At 74.3% G+C, this 15,398-nt stretch carries 12 protein-coding genes; 11 read left to right on the top strand and 1 reads right to left on the bottom strand.

Translation table 11 applies throughout. The features are described 5' to 3' along the window. Positions 1 to 7 precede the first annotated feature (7 nt). The 5 genes from cydB to FB382_RS08700 all read left to right on the top strand — a co-directional run bounded on the left by cydB (position 8) and on the right by FB382_RS08700 (position 7,268). Positions 8 to 1,027 carry a cytochrome d ubiquinol oxidase subunit II gene (gene cydB / locus FB382_RS08720; protein ID WP_182538433.1) on the top strand — a complete coding sequence of 340 codons (1,020 nt, stop codon included), beginning with the start codon at positions 8 to 10 and terminating at the stop codon, positions 1,025 to 1,027. Further along, complete coding sequence (gene cydD / locus FB382_RS08715; protein ID WP_182538431.1) at positions 1,024 to 4,341, top strand: thiol reductant ABC exporter subunit CydD; 3,318 nt, start codon at positions 1,024 to 1,026, stop codon at positions 4,339 to 4,341. Before cydB ends, cydD begins: the two co-directional genes overlap by 4 nt. Positions 4,342 to 4,436: 95 nt before the next feature. Next, positions 4,437 to 5,645: an NAD(P)/FAD-dependent oxidoreductase gene (locus FB382_RS08710; RefSeq protein ID WP_182538429.1), complete on the top strand. Its 1,209-nt coding sequence runs from the start codon at positions 4,437 to 4,439 to the stop codon at positions 5,643 to 5,645. After that, complete coding sequence (locus tag FB382_RS08705) at positions 5,642 to 6,526, top strand: universal stress protein (protein ID WP_182538427.1); 885 nt, start codon at positions 5,642 to 5,644, stop codon at positions 6,524 to 6,526. Before FB382_RS08710 ends, FB382_RS08705 begins: the two co-directional genes overlap by 4 nt. Positions 6,527 to 6,620: 94 nt before the next feature. Further along, positions 6,621 to 7,268 (top strand): response regulator, encoded by a 648-nt coding sequence (locus FB382_RS08700; RefSeq protein WP_125036102.1) that lies wholly within the window; start codon positions 6,621 to 6,623, stop codon positions 7,266 to 7,268. 4 nt (positions 7,269 to 7,272) lie between these two features. Here FB382_RS08700 and FB382_RS08695 read toward each other — a convergent pair whose 3' ends face one another. Then, a complete protein-coding gene (locus FB382_RS08695) occupies positions 7,273 to 8,961 on the bottom strand; it encodes a SulP family inorganic anion transporter (RefSeq protein ID WP_182538425.1) in 1,689 nt (562 codons plus the stop codon). 142 nt (positions 8,962 to 9,103) lie between these two features. On the opposite strand from FB382_RS08695, the gene FB382_RS08690 reads away from it, so the two are divergent. The 6 genes from FB382_RS08690 to FB382_RS08665 all read left to right on the top strand — a co-directional run bounded on the left by FB382_RS08690 (position 9,104) and on the right by FB382_RS08665 (position 15,368). Continuing rightward, entirely contained in the window at positions 9,104 to 9,346 is a 243-nt protein-coding gene (locus FB382_RS08690) for an SHOCT domain-containing protein (RefSeq protein ID WP_182538423.1), read from the top strand. Then, positions 9,343 to 12,060: a bifunctional acetate--CoA ligase family protein/GNAT family N-acetyltransferase gene (locus FB382_RS08685; protein WP_182538421.1), complete on the top strand. Its 2,718-nt coding sequence runs from the start codon at positions 9,343 to 9,345 to the stop codon at positions 12,058 to 12,060. Before FB382_RS08690 ends, FB382_RS08685 begins: the two co-directional genes overlap by 4 nt. 144 nt (positions 12,061 to 12,204) lie before the next feature. Beyond that, the gene (locus tag FB382_RS08680) at positions 12,205 to 12,792 is read left to right on the top strand and encodes a hypothetical protein (RefSeq protein ID WP_246377130.1); all 588 of its coding nucleotides are present in this window, start codon (positions 12,205 to 12,207) and stop codon (positions 12,790 to 12,792) included. A 148-nt stretch (positions 12,793 to 12,940) separates the two neighbouring features. After that, on the top strand, positions 12,941 to 14,224 hold the full coding sequence (locus FB382_RS08675; protein WP_182538420.1) for a hypothetical protein: 1,284 nt from the start codon (positions 12,941 to 12,943) through the stop codon (positions 14,222 to 14,224). Next, positions 14,221 to 14,958 (top strand): SRPBCC family protein, encoded by a 738-nt coding sequence (locus FB382_RS08670; protein WP_182538418.1) that lies wholly within the window; start codon positions 14,221 to 14,223, stop codon positions 14,956 to 14,958. The genes FB382_RS08675 and FB382_RS08670 overlap by 4 nt, the downstream gene beginning before the upstream one ends. Continuing rightward, a complete protein-coding gene (locus tag FB382_RS08665; RefSeq protein WP_182538416.1) occupies positions 14,955 to 15,368 on the top strand; it encodes a pyridoxamine 5'-phosphate oxidase family protein in 414 nt (137 codons plus the stop codon). The genes FB382_RS08670 and FB382_RS08665 overlap by 4 nt, the downstream gene beginning before the upstream one ends. Positions 15,369 to 15,398: the final 30 nt, after the last annotated feature.

The raw sequence follows: 15,398 nt of genomic DNA, 5'->3' as shown, positions 1-15,398 counted from the left end.
CACCGACATGGAGCTGACGACCGTCTGGTTCTGCCTGATCGCCGTCCTGTGGATCGGCTACTTCACCCTGGAGGGGTTCGACTTCGGGGTCGGCATGCTGCTGCCGATCCTGGCCCACGACGAGGTCGAGCGACGGGTGCTCATCAACACCATCGGACCGGTCTGGGACGGCAACGAGGTGTGGCTGCTCGTGGCCGGCGGCGCGACGTTCGCGGCGTTCCCGGAGTGGTACGCCACCCTGTTCAGCGGCTTCTACCTGCCGCTGCTGCTGATCCTGCTGGCGCTGATCGTGCGGGGCGTCGCCTTCGAGTACCGCGCCAAGGGCCACGGCGTCGCCTGGCGCGGCCGCTGGGACATCGCGATCATCGTCGGCTCGTGGGTGCCGGCCGTGCTGTGGGGCGTGGCCTTCGCCGACATCGTCCACGGGGTCCCGATCGCCGCGGACGGGGAGTACGTCGGTGGGTTCTTCAACCTGCTCCACCCCTACGCCCTGCTCGGTGGACTCACGACCGCCCTGCTCTTCCTCACCCACGGCGCGGTGTTCGTCTCGCTCAAGACCGACGGGCCCATCCGCCACGAGGCGCGCGCCCTCGCGGCCCGGCTCGGGATCCTCGCCGCCGGGGTGACCGTGGCCTTCCTGCTCTGGACCCAGCTCGACAGCGGCGACCTCGCCTCGGGGCTGCTCTTCGTCGGAGCGGCCGTCGCCCTCGTCGCGGGACTCGTGGCGGTCGGCGCCGCCCGCGAGGGTTGGGCCTTCTGCGGCACGTTCGTAGCCATCGCGCTGGGCGTGGCGGGCCTCTTCGTCGCGCTGTTCCCCGACGTCATGCCCACGACGCTGGCCGACGGCGCGAGCCTGACGACCACCAACGCCGCGGCCACGGCGTACACGCTGAAGATCATGACGGTCGTCGCCGCGGTCTTCACCCCGCTCGTGCTGCTCTACCAGAGCTGGAGCTACTGGGTGTTCCGTCGCCGGATCACCGTCGAGCACATCCCGGCGGACCACGCCCCCGCCACCGCCCGGTGAGGCCCACCGATCCCCGGCTGCGCCACCACCTGCGGCCTGCGGGGCGCCCCCTCGCCGGGGTGGTCGCCGGCGGAGTCGTCGGCAGCGTGCTGGTCATCGTCCAGGCCTGGGCGGTCGCCGGTCTCGTGCTCGCGGTGGTCCGGCACGGGGACGTGCCCCGCGCCGGGCTCCTGGTGGTCGGCGTCCTCGCGGCCCGGGCCGCGGCGGGCGTGCTCGTGGACCTGTGCGCGGCCCGGGCCGCCGCGGCGGTCGGCTCGGACCTGCGTCGTCGCCTCGTCCGGGGCTTCGTCGCCGACCACGCGCGTCGTACGCCGCGGGCGGCAGGCGACTGGGCGGCCCTGGTCACGCGTGGCGTGGCGGCCTCCGAGCCCTACCTGACCCGCTACCTGCCGGCCCTCGTGCTGGCGGTCGTCCTGCCACCGGTCACCGTGGTCGCCATCGCCGCGCTGGACCCGGTCAGCGCCCTGATCGTGGTCGCCACCCTCCCGCTCGTCCCGGTCTTCGGCGCCCTGGTCGGGCTGGCCACCCGGGAGCGCGCCGAGCGGCAGTGGCGGGCGATGTCCTCCCTCTCGGGCCACTTCCTCGACGTGGTGCGCGGGCTGCCCACGCTGGTGGCGCACAACCGCGCCGAGGTGCAGTCGGCCACGATCCGGAGGGTCACCGACCGCTACCGGCGCGCGTCGATGGCCACCCTGCGGATCGCCTTCGCCTCCTCGGCCGTGCTCGAGCTCGTCGCGACCCTGTCCGTGGCGCTGGTGGCCGTCGTGGTCGGCCTGCGCCTGGCGCAGGGAGGGATCGGCCTGCACACCGCCCTGGTCGTGCTGCTGCTGGCCCCCGAGGCCTACTGGCCGCTGCGCCGCGTGGGCGCCGAGTTCCACGCCGCGGCCGAGGGGGCCGCGACCTTCGAGCAGGTCAGCGACCTCCTCGACGGCTCCGGTCAGGCCCCGCCCTCGGACGATGGGGTGCCGACCGACGACCCGATCGTGGTCCGCGGCCTCCGCGTGACCCATCCCGGCCGCACCGCCCCGGCGCTGCACGACCTCGACCTGACCGTGCCCGCCCGCGGGGTGACGGTCATGACCGGCCCCTCCGGCTGCGGCAAGTCGACCCTCCTGGGTGTCCTGGCCGGCCTCGTCGAGCCGCAGTCCGGCAGCGTGACCGTCGGCGGCCGACCCGTCGGGGGAGACGAGTGGCGTCGTCGCGTCGCCTGGCTCCCGCAGCGACCCGTCTTCGTCTCCGGCAGCATCGCCGACAACCTGCGGCTCGCTGCGCCCGACGCCCCCGACTCCGAGCTGTGGCAGGTCCTGGGCCGGGTCGCCCTCGAGGAGCGCGTCCGGGCCATGCCGGCCGGCCTGGCGAGCCCGGTGTCGGAGGACGCCGCCAACCTCTCGGCCGGCGAACGCGCCCGGCTCGCGCTCGCCCGCGTCGTCCTCGCCGGTCGTGACTGGGTCCTGCTCGACGAGCCCACGGCCCACCTCGACGACCTGACCGAGCAGGTCATCGCCGACACCATCGTGGAGCTCGGGCGCACCGCGGCGGTGGTCGTCGTGGCCCACCGGCCGGCCCTCGCTGCCCTGGCCGAGCACGTCGTGGAGATCCACGCTCCGGCAGCACGACCGTCATCGCCGCCGCACGCCCGTCGGTCCGCGGCACCTGCCCCCGGGCTCGAGGCGCCGACGCCCGACCTCACCCCGATGCCCTCGACACGTCGGTCGCTGGCCGTGAGCCGGCTGCTCGGCGCCCTCGCGTCGGGCTCCGGCGTGGCGCTGACCGCCACCGCCGGCTGGCTGATCGTCCAGGCCTCGACGAGGCCGCCCGTGCTCACCCTCCTCGTGGCCATCGTCGCCGTCCGCACGTTCGGGCTGGCACGCCCGGTCCTGCGCTACGCCGAGCGCCTGCGCTCGCACGACGTGGCACTGCGGCTGCTCGCCGACCGGCGCGTCGAGGTGTACGACGCCCTCGTCCCGCTGACGCCCGGCCGTCTCGGCCGTCGGCGTGGCGACCTCCTCGCGTCGGTGGTCGACGACGTCGACGCGGTGGTCGACCGGGAGGTGCGGGTCCGCTCGCCCCTGGCCGGCGCCGTCCTCGTCGGGTCCGGTGCCGCCCTCCTCGCGGGCTCGGCGCTGCCGGCGCTCGGCGTCGCGGTGGCGGTGGCGGGGCCGGTGGCCGGACTCGCGGCGTTCGGCCTGGCCCGTCGCGGCAGCGCCCGTGCGGAGGGACGCCTGGTCGCGGCGCGTGCGGAGCTCTCGCGGCGAGCCGTGGAGGTCACCCAGGTCGCCGAGGACCTGGAGATGTGGCAGGCCGGCCCTTCGGCGGCGGAGCAGGTGGGCGCCGTCGCGGACGGACTGGCCGGTGCGGCCGTCCGTGCCGCGCGCTGGCCGGCGCTGGCACGGGCCGCGCTGCTGCTCGTCACCGGCGCCGCCATGGCGCTGGCGGGGGAGCTGCTGGCTCCCGCGGTGGTCGCGGGTGACGTGAGCGGACCCGTCTCCGCGCTGCTGGTCCTGCTGCCCCTCGCCCTGCTCGAGGTCACGACCCCGCTGGCCGAGGCCGGCTCCGTCGCGGCCCGGACCCGGGCGGCGGCCACGCGGCTGGCGTCGCTCGCCGAGACGCCGCCGGCGGTGCGCGAGCCACGCGGCCCGGTCACCGCCCGCGCGCCGTACGCCGTCTCGGCGGAGCAGGTCGCTGCCTCGTGGGACGGGGCGCCCGTGCTCGAGGAGCTGTCGCTGGCGATCGGGCCCGCGGAGCGGGTCGGGCTGGTCGGCCCGTCCGGGTCGGGCAAGAGCACGGTGGCGGCCCTGCTGCTGCGCTTCATCGACCCGGACGGCGGACGGATCAGCCTGGGCGGCGCCGAGCTGGACCGCCTGCCCCTGCGCGAGGTCCGGCATGCCGTCGGCCTGGTCGACGACGACCCGCACGTCTTCGCCACCACGCTGGTGGAGAACGTCCGGTTCGCGCGCCCTGGAGCCACCGACGAGGAGGTCGAGACGGCGCTGCGGCAGGCGTGCCTCGGCCCGTGGGTCGACAGCCTCCCGGACGGGCTCGGGACCTGGCTCGGCGACGGGAACGCCGACGTCTCCGGGGGTGAACGCACCCGGCTGGCGATCGCCCGCTCCCTGCTCGCCGACCAGCCCGTGCTCGTCCTCGACGAGCCCACCGCCCACCTCGACACCGCCACCGCGACGAGCATCGCGGACGAGGTGCTCGGGGCCGCGGACGGCCGGTCGGTCCTCTGGATCACCCACGGCAGCGTCGGCCTCGACCACCTCGACCACGTCCTGCGGCTCGACGGCTCCCACGAGCCGGCCGTGGGGTGACGTTGGTCCTCCGGACGGTGCCCGAAGCGCCCTGATGCGGGGCGGTCCGGTCCGACGAGAGTCGAAGCACCCGGACGACCACAGGAGGTTTGACCATGTCCACGAAGGTCCTCGTGCTCGGCAGCAACTTCGGCGGCCTCACGGCGGCGCTGGCGCTCAAGGACGAGCTCGGCCCCGACGTCGACGTCACCGTCGTCTCGCCGTCCGACCGGTTCGTCTTCACCCCGTCCCTCATCTGGGTGCCCTTCGGGAAGCGCACCTTCGAGGACATCAGCTTCCGTGTCGACCGGACGCTCGACGCCCACGGTGTCCACTTCGTCCACGAGGCCGCCACGCACATCGACCCGACCGCGCAGACCGTCGTCACCGAGTCCGGAGCCAGCCACGACTACGACTACCTCGTCCTGGCCACCGGCTTCCGCAACGACCTCGACACGGTCCCCGGGATCGGCCTGGGTGGGCACGCCTCGACCATCACCACCGTCCCGGACGCCTTCGCGGCCGCGCGCGACTGGACCCGCTTCCTGGAGGACCCCGGTGACGTCGTGATCGGCGCGACCCAGGGGGCCGGCTGCTTCGGCGCGGCGTACGAGTTCCTCTTCAACACCGCCTACCGCCTGAAGCGGGCCGGGCTGGACAAGAAGGTCAAGCTCACCTACGTCACCGCCGAGCCGTTCCTGGGGCACTTCGGCATCGGCGGGCTGCCGCACGGCGAGCAGCTGCTGGGGATGTTCACCCGGATGAACGGGATCGAGACGATCACGAACGCGGCCATGGAGTCGGTCGACGAGCGGTCCCTGCGGCTGTCCGACGGACGCACCCTGGACTTCGCCTGGGCCATGGTGGTCCCGGCGTTCCGGGGGCAGGACGTCGTCAGCGCCGTGGACGGCCTGACCGACGACCGGGGCTTCGTGGCCGTCCACGACACCTACCAGTCCCTCAAGTACCCCCACGTGTACGCCGTGGGCGTGGCCGCCGCCGTCGACGTCCCCTGGACCACCGCGGTGCCGGTCGGCGTCCCGAAGACGGGGTTCCCGACCGAGCAGCAGGCGCACGCGGCGGCGCGCAACATCGCCGCCCAGGTCCGCGGGGAGGAGCCGGTGGTGCACAAGGCTTTCGGGGACATCCCGGCGCTCTGCGTGATGGACGCCGGCAACAACGGCGTCATCATCCTGGCCGACAAGATGATGCCCCCGCGGAAGCACGGAGTGCTGATCCCCGGCCCGCAGGCCCACGCGTTCAAGCTGGCCTTCGAGAAGTACTTCCTCTGGAAGAGCAAGCACGGCTACGTGGGGCTCCCGTGACGGGCGTCGACGTCCGCCCCGGCAGCATCGTCGTCGGGGTCGATGGATCGACCTCCTCGACCCGGGCCGTGGCCTGGGCGGCGGAGCAGGCGGCGCTGGAGCGCCGTCCCCTCACCCTCCTGCACACCATCGGGGCGGCCGCCACCACCTGGGCCGGGGAGCCGGGCGTGGACCGGGGAGCGGTGCTCGACGCGCTGGTCACCGACGGCCACGCGCTGCTCGCGACCGCCCGGGCTGCGGTCCTGGACCATGCTCCCGGCGTCGACGTCCACGAGTGCCTCGTGCTCGGCGATCCCCGTGGAGCCCTGCTGGAGGCCTCGTCCGACGCGGCCCTGCTGGTGGTCGGGTCGCGCGGGCGCGGACCCCTGGCCAGCCTGCTCCTCGGCTCTGTCGGTGTCGCGCTGACCCGCCACCCGGCCTGCCCGGTGGTGGTGGTCCGCCCCGGGAACCCCGGGCTGGAGCGGCACGGCGTGCTCGTCGGGATCGACGGGACACAGCACTCGGCCGGGACCCTCGAGTTCGCCTACCGGCAGGCCTCCACGCGCGGCCTCCCGCTCACGGTCATGCACTGCCCGGCGGTCGACCTCGCTGCGGCCGCGGCCACGGACGTCGAGAGGGACGCCCGGCTGCACGAGGCCCGCCGGCTCCTGGCGCGGACGGTGAAGGACATGGCCGACAAGTTCCCGGACGTACCGGTGCACACCGAGCTGTGTCGCGGCCGGCCCGACGAGTGCCTGGTCCGCGAGGGATCACGCATGCACCTGGTGGTCATCGGCGCCCACCACGGCGGCGCGGTGTCCGGCGTGCTCTTCGGCACCATCACCGCGGCGGTGGTCGAGCACGCCTCGAGCCCCGTGGCCGTGGTGCCGGCGCCCGTCTGACGGGACCTTGGTCCCGCCGGCACGGGCCGGGAGTCCGGGCGAGAGGGACCTCGTGCTCCTCCCGACGACGCCCCGACCTTGGTCGAATGGGCCCATGACCGACTCCCCGAAGATCACGGTGTTCCTGCTCGACGACCACGAGGTGGTCCGGGCGGGCCTGCGCAGCATGCTCGAGGCCACGGGGGAGATCACCGTGATCGGGGAGTCGGGCTCGGCCGAGGAGGCGGCCAGCCGCATCCCGGCGCTGCGACCCGACGTCGCGGTCCTGGACGCCCGCCTCCCCGACGGCTCCGGCATCGAGGTGTGCCGGACCATCCGGTCGGTCGACCCCGACCTGCGGGCGCTGATCCTCACGTCGTACGACGACGACGACGCCCTCTTCTCCGCGATCATGGCGGGGGCCGCCGGCTACGTCCTCAAGGAGGTACGCCGCGGCGACCTCGTCAACGCCATCCGGCTGGTCGCCGCCGGCCAGTCGCTCATCGACCCGGCCCTGACCGTGCGGGTCCTCGACCGGGTGCGCTCCGGCCCCCAGGTCGCCTCGGAGCTCCAGGGGCTGACCGAGCAGGAGATCAAGGTCCTCGGGTTCATCGCCGAGGGGCTCACCAACCGGCAGATCGGCGAGCGGCTCTTCCTGGCGGAGAAGACGGTGAAGAACTACGTCTCCACGATCCTGGCCAAGCTCGGTCTGGAACGACGCACCCAGGCGGCCGTGCTCGCCACGAAGCTGCTCGGCAGCTGAGCGGTCACCCTGCGTCGGGACGGCGGTCGTCCCGCCACGCCTCGAAGGCTGCCACGGCGGTCGGCAGGGTCGGGAAGACATGGTCCTCGCCGATCCGGTCCAGGAGCCCGGTCGGCAGGAGGTCGCCGCGGAGGTCCTGCTTGACCCTGGCCAGCGCCATCACGATGCCGCGCCGCTCCAGCTCGGCGCGCAGGTTCTCCAGCACGTCGACGGCGGTGATGTCGACCTCGACGATCGCCTCGGTGTTCAGCACGAACCACTCCACCGGCGTCTCGTTGGCGTCGACTGCCGCCAGCGCGCGGCGGTGGAAGTCCTCGGCGTTGGCGAAGAACAGCGGCGAGTCGTAGCGGTAGACGAGCAGGCCGGGCACGCGCCTCGCGTCGGGGTAGTCGGCGACGTCGTGCATCCCGGCCACGCCTGGGGCGTAGCCCTCGACCGCGTCGTGCGGGCGGGCCACCCGGTGCAGCAGGTCGAGCACGGACAGCGCGATCGCCACGAGGATCCCGTCCAGCACGCCCACGACGAGGACGGCCAGGGTCGTGGCGAGGGCGAGGACGAGCTCGCTGCGGCGGAACCGGGCGAAGCGGACCAGCTCCCGGACGTCCACGAGCCGCACCGCGGCGTACACCACGACGGCGCCGAGCGCCGGCAGCGGGAACGCGGCCAGCACGGGACCGGCCGTCACGAGGGCCAGCACGGTGCAGACGACCGTGACGACGCTGGTGAGCTGGCTCCGGCCGCCGACGGCGTCGGCGATCGCGGTGCGGCTGCCGCTGCTGCTCACCGGGAAGCCGTGCAGCAGGGCGGAGCCGAGGTTGGCGGCGCCGAGCGCGAGCATCTCCCGCTGCGGGTCGATCGCCTGCTGGTGGCGGGCCGCGAACCCCCGGGCGGTCAGGATGTTGTCGGTGAAGCCCACGAAGGCCACCCCCAGCGCGGGCAGCAGGAGACCGGTCACGTCCCCGGCCGAGATCGCAGGCAGGCCGGGGTGCGGCACCCCGACGGCGATCGTCCCGACCAGCCGCACCCCGTGCGCCTCCAGGTCGAGCAGGGCCGCGGCTGCCGTCGCCGCCAGGATCCCGGCCAGGGCGACCGGGGCCCGCGGCCAGACGGCCGAGCTCACGAGCATCGCCACGAGGGTCAGGCCGCCCAGGAGCAGTGCCGGGACACGGGTGTCGCCCAGGTGGTGGACCGTGAAGGAGACCTCCTGCAGGAAGCCGTCGCCGACGACGGCGAAGCCCAGCAGCTTGCCCAGCTGGGAGCTCACCATGATCGCGGCCATCCCGGCGAGGTAGCCGACCAGGACGGGCCGTGAGAGCAGGTCCGACAGGGCGGCGAGGTGTCCGAGTCGCCCCAGCAGGCAGAAGAGGGCCACCGCGAGCGCCAGCGCCGCGGCGAACGCGCCGGGGTCGGCGAGCGCGCCGGGGACCGACCCGAGGGCGGCCGCCGTCATCAGCGCCGTCGTGGACTCCGGCCCCACCGAGAGCTGGCGCGAGGACCCCAGCAGGGCATACCCGAGCAGGGCGCCCACCGACGCCCAGAGCCCCGCCACTGCCGGCAGCCCGGCCAGCTGGGCGTAGGCCATCACCTGGGGGATGAGGTACGCCGTGACCGTCACGCCCGCCAGCAGGTCGCCGCGCAGCCAGCCCCGCTCGTAGTGCCGGGCCCAGTCGGGCACCGGGATGCGCGCCTCCATGCGGACACGCTAGGGGTCCGGAGGCCGTCGTGCGTGCAGGTCGACGGTCATCCCGCTCGGGACCTTGTGCCCTGATCAGCCGTCCCGCGCCCTTCTAGCGTCGAGGGCGACGCAGCGTCGAGGATCAGGAGGCAGGGCGATGATGGACGGATTCGGTATGGGTGGTGGAGGCGACGGCCTCACCGCCGTGCTGCTGGTGCTGGTGTGGATCGTGACGGCGGCGGCCATGTTCGCGGCCGGCTACCTGACCGCGCGGCACGGGGCCGGCAGTCTGACCGGACGACCCCAGGACGACTCGGTGGCCCTGCTGCGCCGACGACTGGCCGCCGGCGAGATCGACGACGAGCAGTACCTCCGCCTGCTCTCCACGATGGAGAGCCGATGACCAGCGCGCCGGCACAACCCGTGGCGGCGGTCGACGTACTACTCGCGGACGGCACGATCGCGACCATTCGCCGCGTCGTTCCGTCGGACCACGAGGGGCTGCTCGCCCTGCACGACCACCTGGCCGAGGAGAACCTCCGGATGCGGTTCTTCGGACTCAACCGTGCGGCCGGCCACGACTACGCCGAGCACCTGGCCGCGGCGGTCGGCTCGACCGAGGTGCTCGCGCTCGTCGCCCTGGTGGGCGGCGACCTCGTCGCCGTGGCGAGCGCCGAGGTGATGGCCGAGGGCACCGCCGAGATCTCCTTCCTCGTGGCGGACTCCGCACACGGGCTCGGCCTCGGCACCCTCCTGCTCGAGCACCTGGCCGCCGAGGCGCGCGGCCGGGGGATCCTGGAGTTCACCGCCGACGTCCTCGTGGACAACCACGCCATGCTCCGCGTCCTGGCCGACTGCGGCTTCGACCTCCAGCGCCGGACCGACACGGGCGTCGTGACCTTCCACATGGGAACGGCCGCGACCGAGCGCGCGGTCGCCGCGGCCGACGCCCGCGAGGCCGGCGCCGAGGCGCGGTCGCTCGCCCCGCTCCTCTACCCCCGCAGCATCGCCGTGGTCGGCGTACGTCGCTCCGGCGGCGGCGTCGGGCGTGCGGTCCTGGAGGAGGTTGCCGACGGCGGCTTCACCGGCGAGGTGTACGTCGTCCACCCCGGCGGCTCGGGGGCGCTCCCCGAGGTCTCGGGAGCCCGGGTCGTCCCCGACCTGGCCGCGATCGGGAGCCCCGTCGACCTGGTCGTCGTGGCGGTCCCGGCCGGCCGGGTGCTGGACGTGGTCCGCGACGCGGCGCACGCGGGGGCCCGGTCCGCGGTGATCCTGACCTCCGGCTTCGGCGAGGCGGGCAGCGACGGGGCACAGGCCCAGCGCGAGCTCGTCGCCATCGCCCGCCGGCACAGCATGCGGCTCGTCGGCCCCAACTGCCTGGGCGTGATGACCACCGACGCCGACGTACGCCTCAACGCCACGTTCACGCGCGGCCTGCCCCAGCCCGGCGGCCTCGCGGTGGCGTCCCAGTCGGGCGGCGTCGGCATCGGGCTGCTCGACCTGGCCCGGGAGTCCGGCGCCGGTCTCGCCTCGTTCGTCTCCCTCGGCAACAAGGCCGACGTCTCCGGCAACGACCTGCTCGCGGCCTGGATGGACGACCCCCGCGTCAGTGCCGCTGCGCTCTACCTCGAGTCGTTCGGCAACGCCCGCAAGTTCGCCCGGATCGCCCGACGCTTCGCCCAGCGCAAGCCCCTCCTGGCCGTGGTGGGCGGGCGCTCCACCGGTGGGCGCCGGGCCGGTGCCTCCCACACCGCCGCCGCGGCAGCTCCCACGGTGGGTGTCGACGCGCTGTTCGCACAGTCCGGCGTGATCGGCTGCAGCAGCCTCGAGGAGCTCGCGGACGCGGCCCGGCTGCTGACCAGCCAGCCGCTGCCGTCCGGCCCCCGGCTGGCCATCGTCGGGAACGCCGGCGGACTGGGAGTCCTGGCTGCCGACTCGGCGACCGCCGGGGCGCTCGTCGTGCCCGAGCTCAGCCCGGTTCTCCAGGAGTCGCTCACCGCCCGGATGCCGGGCGCCGCAGGCCTGAGCAACCCGATCGACCTGGGCGCCGCGGCCAGCGCCGACGGCCTGCTCGCGACGACCGAGACCGTGCTGGCCTCCGACGAGGTGGACGCGGTGCTCGTCATCGTCGCCGCCACGAAGGTGACCGACGCGGACGGGTTCCTGCGCGCCCTCGCGGACGCGCGGTCCGGGCTGGTCGACAAGCCGCTCCTACTGGTGGCCCTGGGCGGCGCGGCGGTCCCCGAGGACTCGTCCCGTGCGTTCGCCGCCTTCCGGTCGGTCGAGGACGCCACCCGCGCCCTCGCCCACGCCGCGTCGTACGCCGCATGGCTGGACACGCCGGCCGTGCCCGCAGTCGTGCGGACCCCGGGTGCGGGGGACCGCGCCCGTCCGGTGGTCGACGCCGCGCTGGCAGAGGCCGGCACCGACGGGTGGCTGCGGCCCGCGCAGTGCCGCGAGCTGTTGTCGGCCTACGGGATCGACGTGCTCGGTGGCCGGGTCGAGCGGAGGCTGTCGCGGATCCTCACCGCCGCGCACGAGATCGGCTATCCGGTGGTGCTCAAGGCCGCCGACCCGGCGGTGGTGCACAAGACCGAGCGGGGCCTCGTCCGGCCCGGCCTCAAGGCTCCCGACGAGGTGCTCGAGGCCGCCGCCGACCTCGAGCTGAAGCTCGGCGTGCCCGAGCCCGAGCTGCTCGTCCAGGCCCAGGTGCCGGCCGGCGTCGAGGTCGCGGTCGGCGTGGTCCGCGACGACGGCTTCGGGCCGCTGGTGATGGTGGCCGCCGGGGGAGTGGCCACCGACGTGTGGGACGACCGCGTCTTCCTGCTGCCGCCGCTGACCGCGGTCGACGCGGCCCGTGCGGTCCGGCGGCTCCGGATCTGGCCGTTGCTGGCCGGCCACCGCGGCGCGAAGCCCGTGGACGTGGCGGCCCTGGAGGCGCTGCTGCAGGCCGTGGGCCAGCTGGCGGTCGAGGTGCCCGAGCTCGCGGAGATGGACCTCAACCCCGTCATCATGTCCGAGGCGGGGGCGGCCTGCGTCGACGTGAAGGTGCGCCTGTCGCCGCCGGCGCGCCCCGCCGACGACGGGGTGCCGCGCAAGCTGCGCCCCGCGCCCTGACGCGCCCTCGTCGAGGGGCCGTTCGCCGCCGGGAAGGGGTCCAAGGACCCGCCCGGCGGCGACGTCCTCCTCTCCCGGGCCGTGCCGCCCGGCCGTTGGATGGAGGCAGAAGAAGATCCGACGACAACATCGAGGAGGGTCACCATGACCACCATCCACGACCGCATCCACAGCGGCCTGGTGACGCACCACGTGGCCGAGCAGCCGCGCGGCCTCACCACCTACGCAACCCGCGCCCTGGCGGTCCTCCGGATGGCCTTCGGACTGACCTTCCTCTGGGCGTTCTTCGACAAGCTGCTCGCGCTCGGCTACCACACCGGCTACGACCAGGCCGGTCACCTCGACCGGTTCGGTGACGCGGCGTGGATCAACGGCGGCAGCCCCACCGAGGGGTTCCTGAAGTTCGGGGCCAAGGGCCCGTTCGAGAGCTTCTACCACTCCATCGCCGGGTCGGCCTGGGCCGACTGGCTGTTCATGCTCGGCCTGCTGGGCATCGGCACCGCACTGACCTTCGGGATCGGCATGCGGATCGCCGCGGCAGCCGGAGCCCTGCTCTACCTGATGATGTGGTCGGTCTACCTGCTCCCGGACAACAACCCGGTCATCGACGACCACATCCTCGGCGCCGTGTCGATGGTCGTCCTCGGGCTGACCTACGCGGGCGACACCTGGGGTGCCGGGAAGTTGTGGGCACGCACCGCGATCGTCCGTCGCTGGAAGGTCCTGCGCTAGCCCTCGCGGGCAGTGCCTCGACGGCGCGGCCCGGGTCCCTGTGGACCCGGGCCGCCGCCGTGCGCCGTCGTGGTCCGATGACCTTGGTCCCGCCTCCGACGGAGCATCGACCCTTGGTCCCGGCGGCCCCGCCCGCGAGCGTGGAGGCATGACCCGGCAGTCGTCTCCCGGCCTCGTGCGCGAGCACGACGCACCCCCGTCCGGCCAGGCCGTGGGCAGCCCGCCCCCTCCTCGCCTCGTCGTCAGCCCGCTGACCGTGGCCCTGGGGGTCGTGACGCTCGTGGCGTCCGCCGGCACCGTCCTGCTCCCGGACGTCCTGTCCGGGCCCGACGTCATGATCGGGTCGGCACGGGGGACCGCCCTGGTCATCCTCGTCGTGGGACTGCCCCTCCTCGCCGCCTCCGCCGTGGCCGCCGCCCGCGGGTCGCGCCGGGGCGAGATCGTCGTGACCGGCGTGACGGCGTACCTGCTCTACAACGCCGTGATGTTCGTGCTCGCCACCCCCTTCAACCGCTTCTTCCTGCTCTACGAGGCGATGCTGGGCCTGGCCATCCTCTCGCTGGTGACGGGGTCGCTCCGGGTCTGGCGGCGTGCCCCGGAGCGCGTCGTGACGCCGGCCCGATGGGTCGCGTTCTACATCTGGGTCGTCGCGGCGCTGAACGCGGCCGCCTGGCTGGCCAAGGTGCTGCCGGCGCTGGCGGGGTCGCACCCGACGGAACTCCTGGACGGCACCGGGCTGACGACCAACCCGGTCTTCGTGCAGGACCTGGCCTTCTGGTTGCCGGTGATGTTCTGGCTGGGCACCGGCGTGTGGCGGGCCGACCCCCGGCGCTGGGCGCTGGCCGCTGCCGGCTCGGTGTTCTGGGTCGTCGAGGCCCTCGGGGTCGCGATCGACCAGGCCTGGGGACACGCCGCGGATCCCGCCTCCTCCGTCGCCTCGGACGCCCTGGTGCCGGTGTTCCTCGTCCTGGCCCTGGTCGGGATCGCGCCGGCCGCGGTGCTGCTGCACCGCGCCGGCCCGGTCGCGACGTCCTCGGGGACCTGGCGCCCGCAGCCGCACCGCAGCGTGCTGGGCTGGGTGGCGGCCCTCAACGCCGTCGCCGCCGTCGGCGGCGCCTGGGGCCTCGCGTCCGGGAGCCTGGACCTCGGCGCCACGATCGAGGCGCGCCTGCCCGCCGGGAGCCCGGTCCTCGCCGCGGTCGCGCTGGCGCTCGCCGTGGCGCTGCCCAACACGGTGCTGGCGGTCCTCGCACTCCTCGGCGACCGACGTACGCCGCTGGCGGCCGTCGTCACGGGCGTCGTGCTCGTGGGGTGGATCGTGGTCGAGCTGGCGTTCATCCACGAGCTCAGCTTCTTCCACCCGCTCTACACCGCCATCGGAGGCCTGCTGATCTGGCTGGGCCGCTCCGCAGACGTGCGGAGTGTCCCGTGATCGCCCGGCAGCGGGCCGGCGCCGCGGGCCTCGCGGCCGGCTACCTCGCGCTCCAGTGGCTGGGCCGCACCTACGGGACCTCCCGCGAGGAGCGCCGGGCGGCCATGCCCGGCGACGACCTCGTGGGCCGCCCGCAGATACAGGTCACCCACGCCATCACGATCCCGGCCCCGCCGGCCCGCGTCTGGCCGTGGCTGGCCCAGGTGGGCTGGCACCGCGGCGGCTGGTACACCGCCCGCTGGGTGGACGTGCTGCTGTTCCCCGACAACCTGCCGAGCGCGGACCGCGTGCTCGACGACTTCCAGCAGCTCGAGGTGGGAGACCTGGTCCCCGACGGCCGCCCGGACACCGAGTGCTTCTTCGTGGTGCGCGAGTGCGAGCCCGGGCAGCGGCTCGTCCTGCAGTCCACCACGCACCTGCCGCTGTCCTGGCGGGTCCGGGACAGGGCCCGCATCAACTGGACGTGGAGCTTTGTCCTGACCCCCGAGCCCGGCGGCGGGGCGACCCGACTGGTCTTCCGTTGGCGAGCCCGGACCCGTCCGTGGTGGTTGACCCTGGGGGCACACCTGCTGATCGTGCCCGCCGACTTCGTCATGTCCCGCGACATGCTCATCGGCCTCCGCGAGCGCGCGGGGGAGCGGGTCGATGGTCCCGCAGCCACGGGCCGCCCGGCTCTGGAGGGAGAGGCGTCGCCGGCGCGACCCTCGGGGTATCGACGAAAGGGACAGCGATGAGCACCAACGAACGATGGTTCCCCGGCCACCTCAAGGAGCTCTCGGAGGCCGAGTGCCTCGAGCAGCTGGGCGAGCACCACGTGGGCCGGGTCGCCTACTGCGACCAGGACGGCCCCGTCGTCATCCCGGTCAACTACGTCGTGGAGGGGCGCAGCGTCCTGCTGCGGCTCTCGCCCCACGCCACGCTCGCGTCGCACCTGCGCTCGGCCGACGCCTCCTTCCAGATCGACGAGTTCGACGACTACACACAGTCCGGGTGGAGCGTCCTGCTGCGCGGCCACGCGACGTACGTCGACGTCGCCGACCACCCGGCCGCCGCGGACCTGATCCCGTGGGCCGAGGGCCAGCGGAGCCTGCTGGTGCGGATCGCCGCCCGCGAGATCACCGGGCGCCGCCTGCTGCCGGCGTAGCGGTCTCGGCGGGGTGCGAAATGCGAAGAA

The sequence above is a fragment of the Nocardioides ginsengisegetis genome, assembly GCF_014138045.1.
GTDB lineage: Bacteria > Actinomycetota > Actinomycetes > Propionibacteriales > Nocardioidaceae > Nocardioides > Nocardioides ginsengisegetis.
The sequence above is the reverse complement of the archived record's forward strand: the minus strand, read 5'-3'. Positions and strand labels throughout refer to the sequence as shown.

Coding starts and splice junctions, on each gene's coding strand:
- cydB (WP_182538433.1), top strand. CDS start 8: ATGGAGCTGACGACCGTCTGGTTCTGCCTGATCGCCGTCCTGTGGATC.
- FB382_RS08710 (WP_182538429.1), top strand. CDS start 4,437: ATGTCCACGAAGGTCCTCGTGCTCGGCAGCAACTTCGGCGGCCTCACG.
- FB382_RS08700 (WP_125036102.1), top strand. CDS start 6,621: ATGACCGACTCCCCGAAGATCACGGTGTTCCTGCTCGACGACCACGAG.
- FB382_RS08695 (WP_182538425.1), bottom strand. CDS start 8,961: ATGGAGGCGCGCATCCCGGTGCCCGACTGGGCCCGGCACTACGAGCGG.
- FB382_RS08690 (WP_182538423.1), top strand. CDS start 9,104: ATGGACGGATTCGGTATGGGTGGTGGAGGCGACGGCCTCACCGCCGTG.
- FB382_RS08685 (WP_182538421.1), top strand. CDS start 9,343: ATGACCAGCGCGCCGGCACAACCCGTGGCGGCGGTCGACGTACTACTC.
- FB382_RS08680 (WP_246377130.1), top strand. CDS start 12,205: ATGACCACCATCCACGACCGCATCCACAGCGGCCTGGTGACGCACCAC.
- FB382_RS08675 (WP_182538420.1), top strand. CDS start 12,941: ATGACCCGGCAGTCGTCTCCCGGCCTCGTGCGCGAGCACGACGCACCC.
- FB382_RS08665 (WP_182538416.1), top strand. CDS start 14,955: ATGAGCACCAACGAACGATGGTTCCCCGGCCACCTCAAGGAGCTCTCG.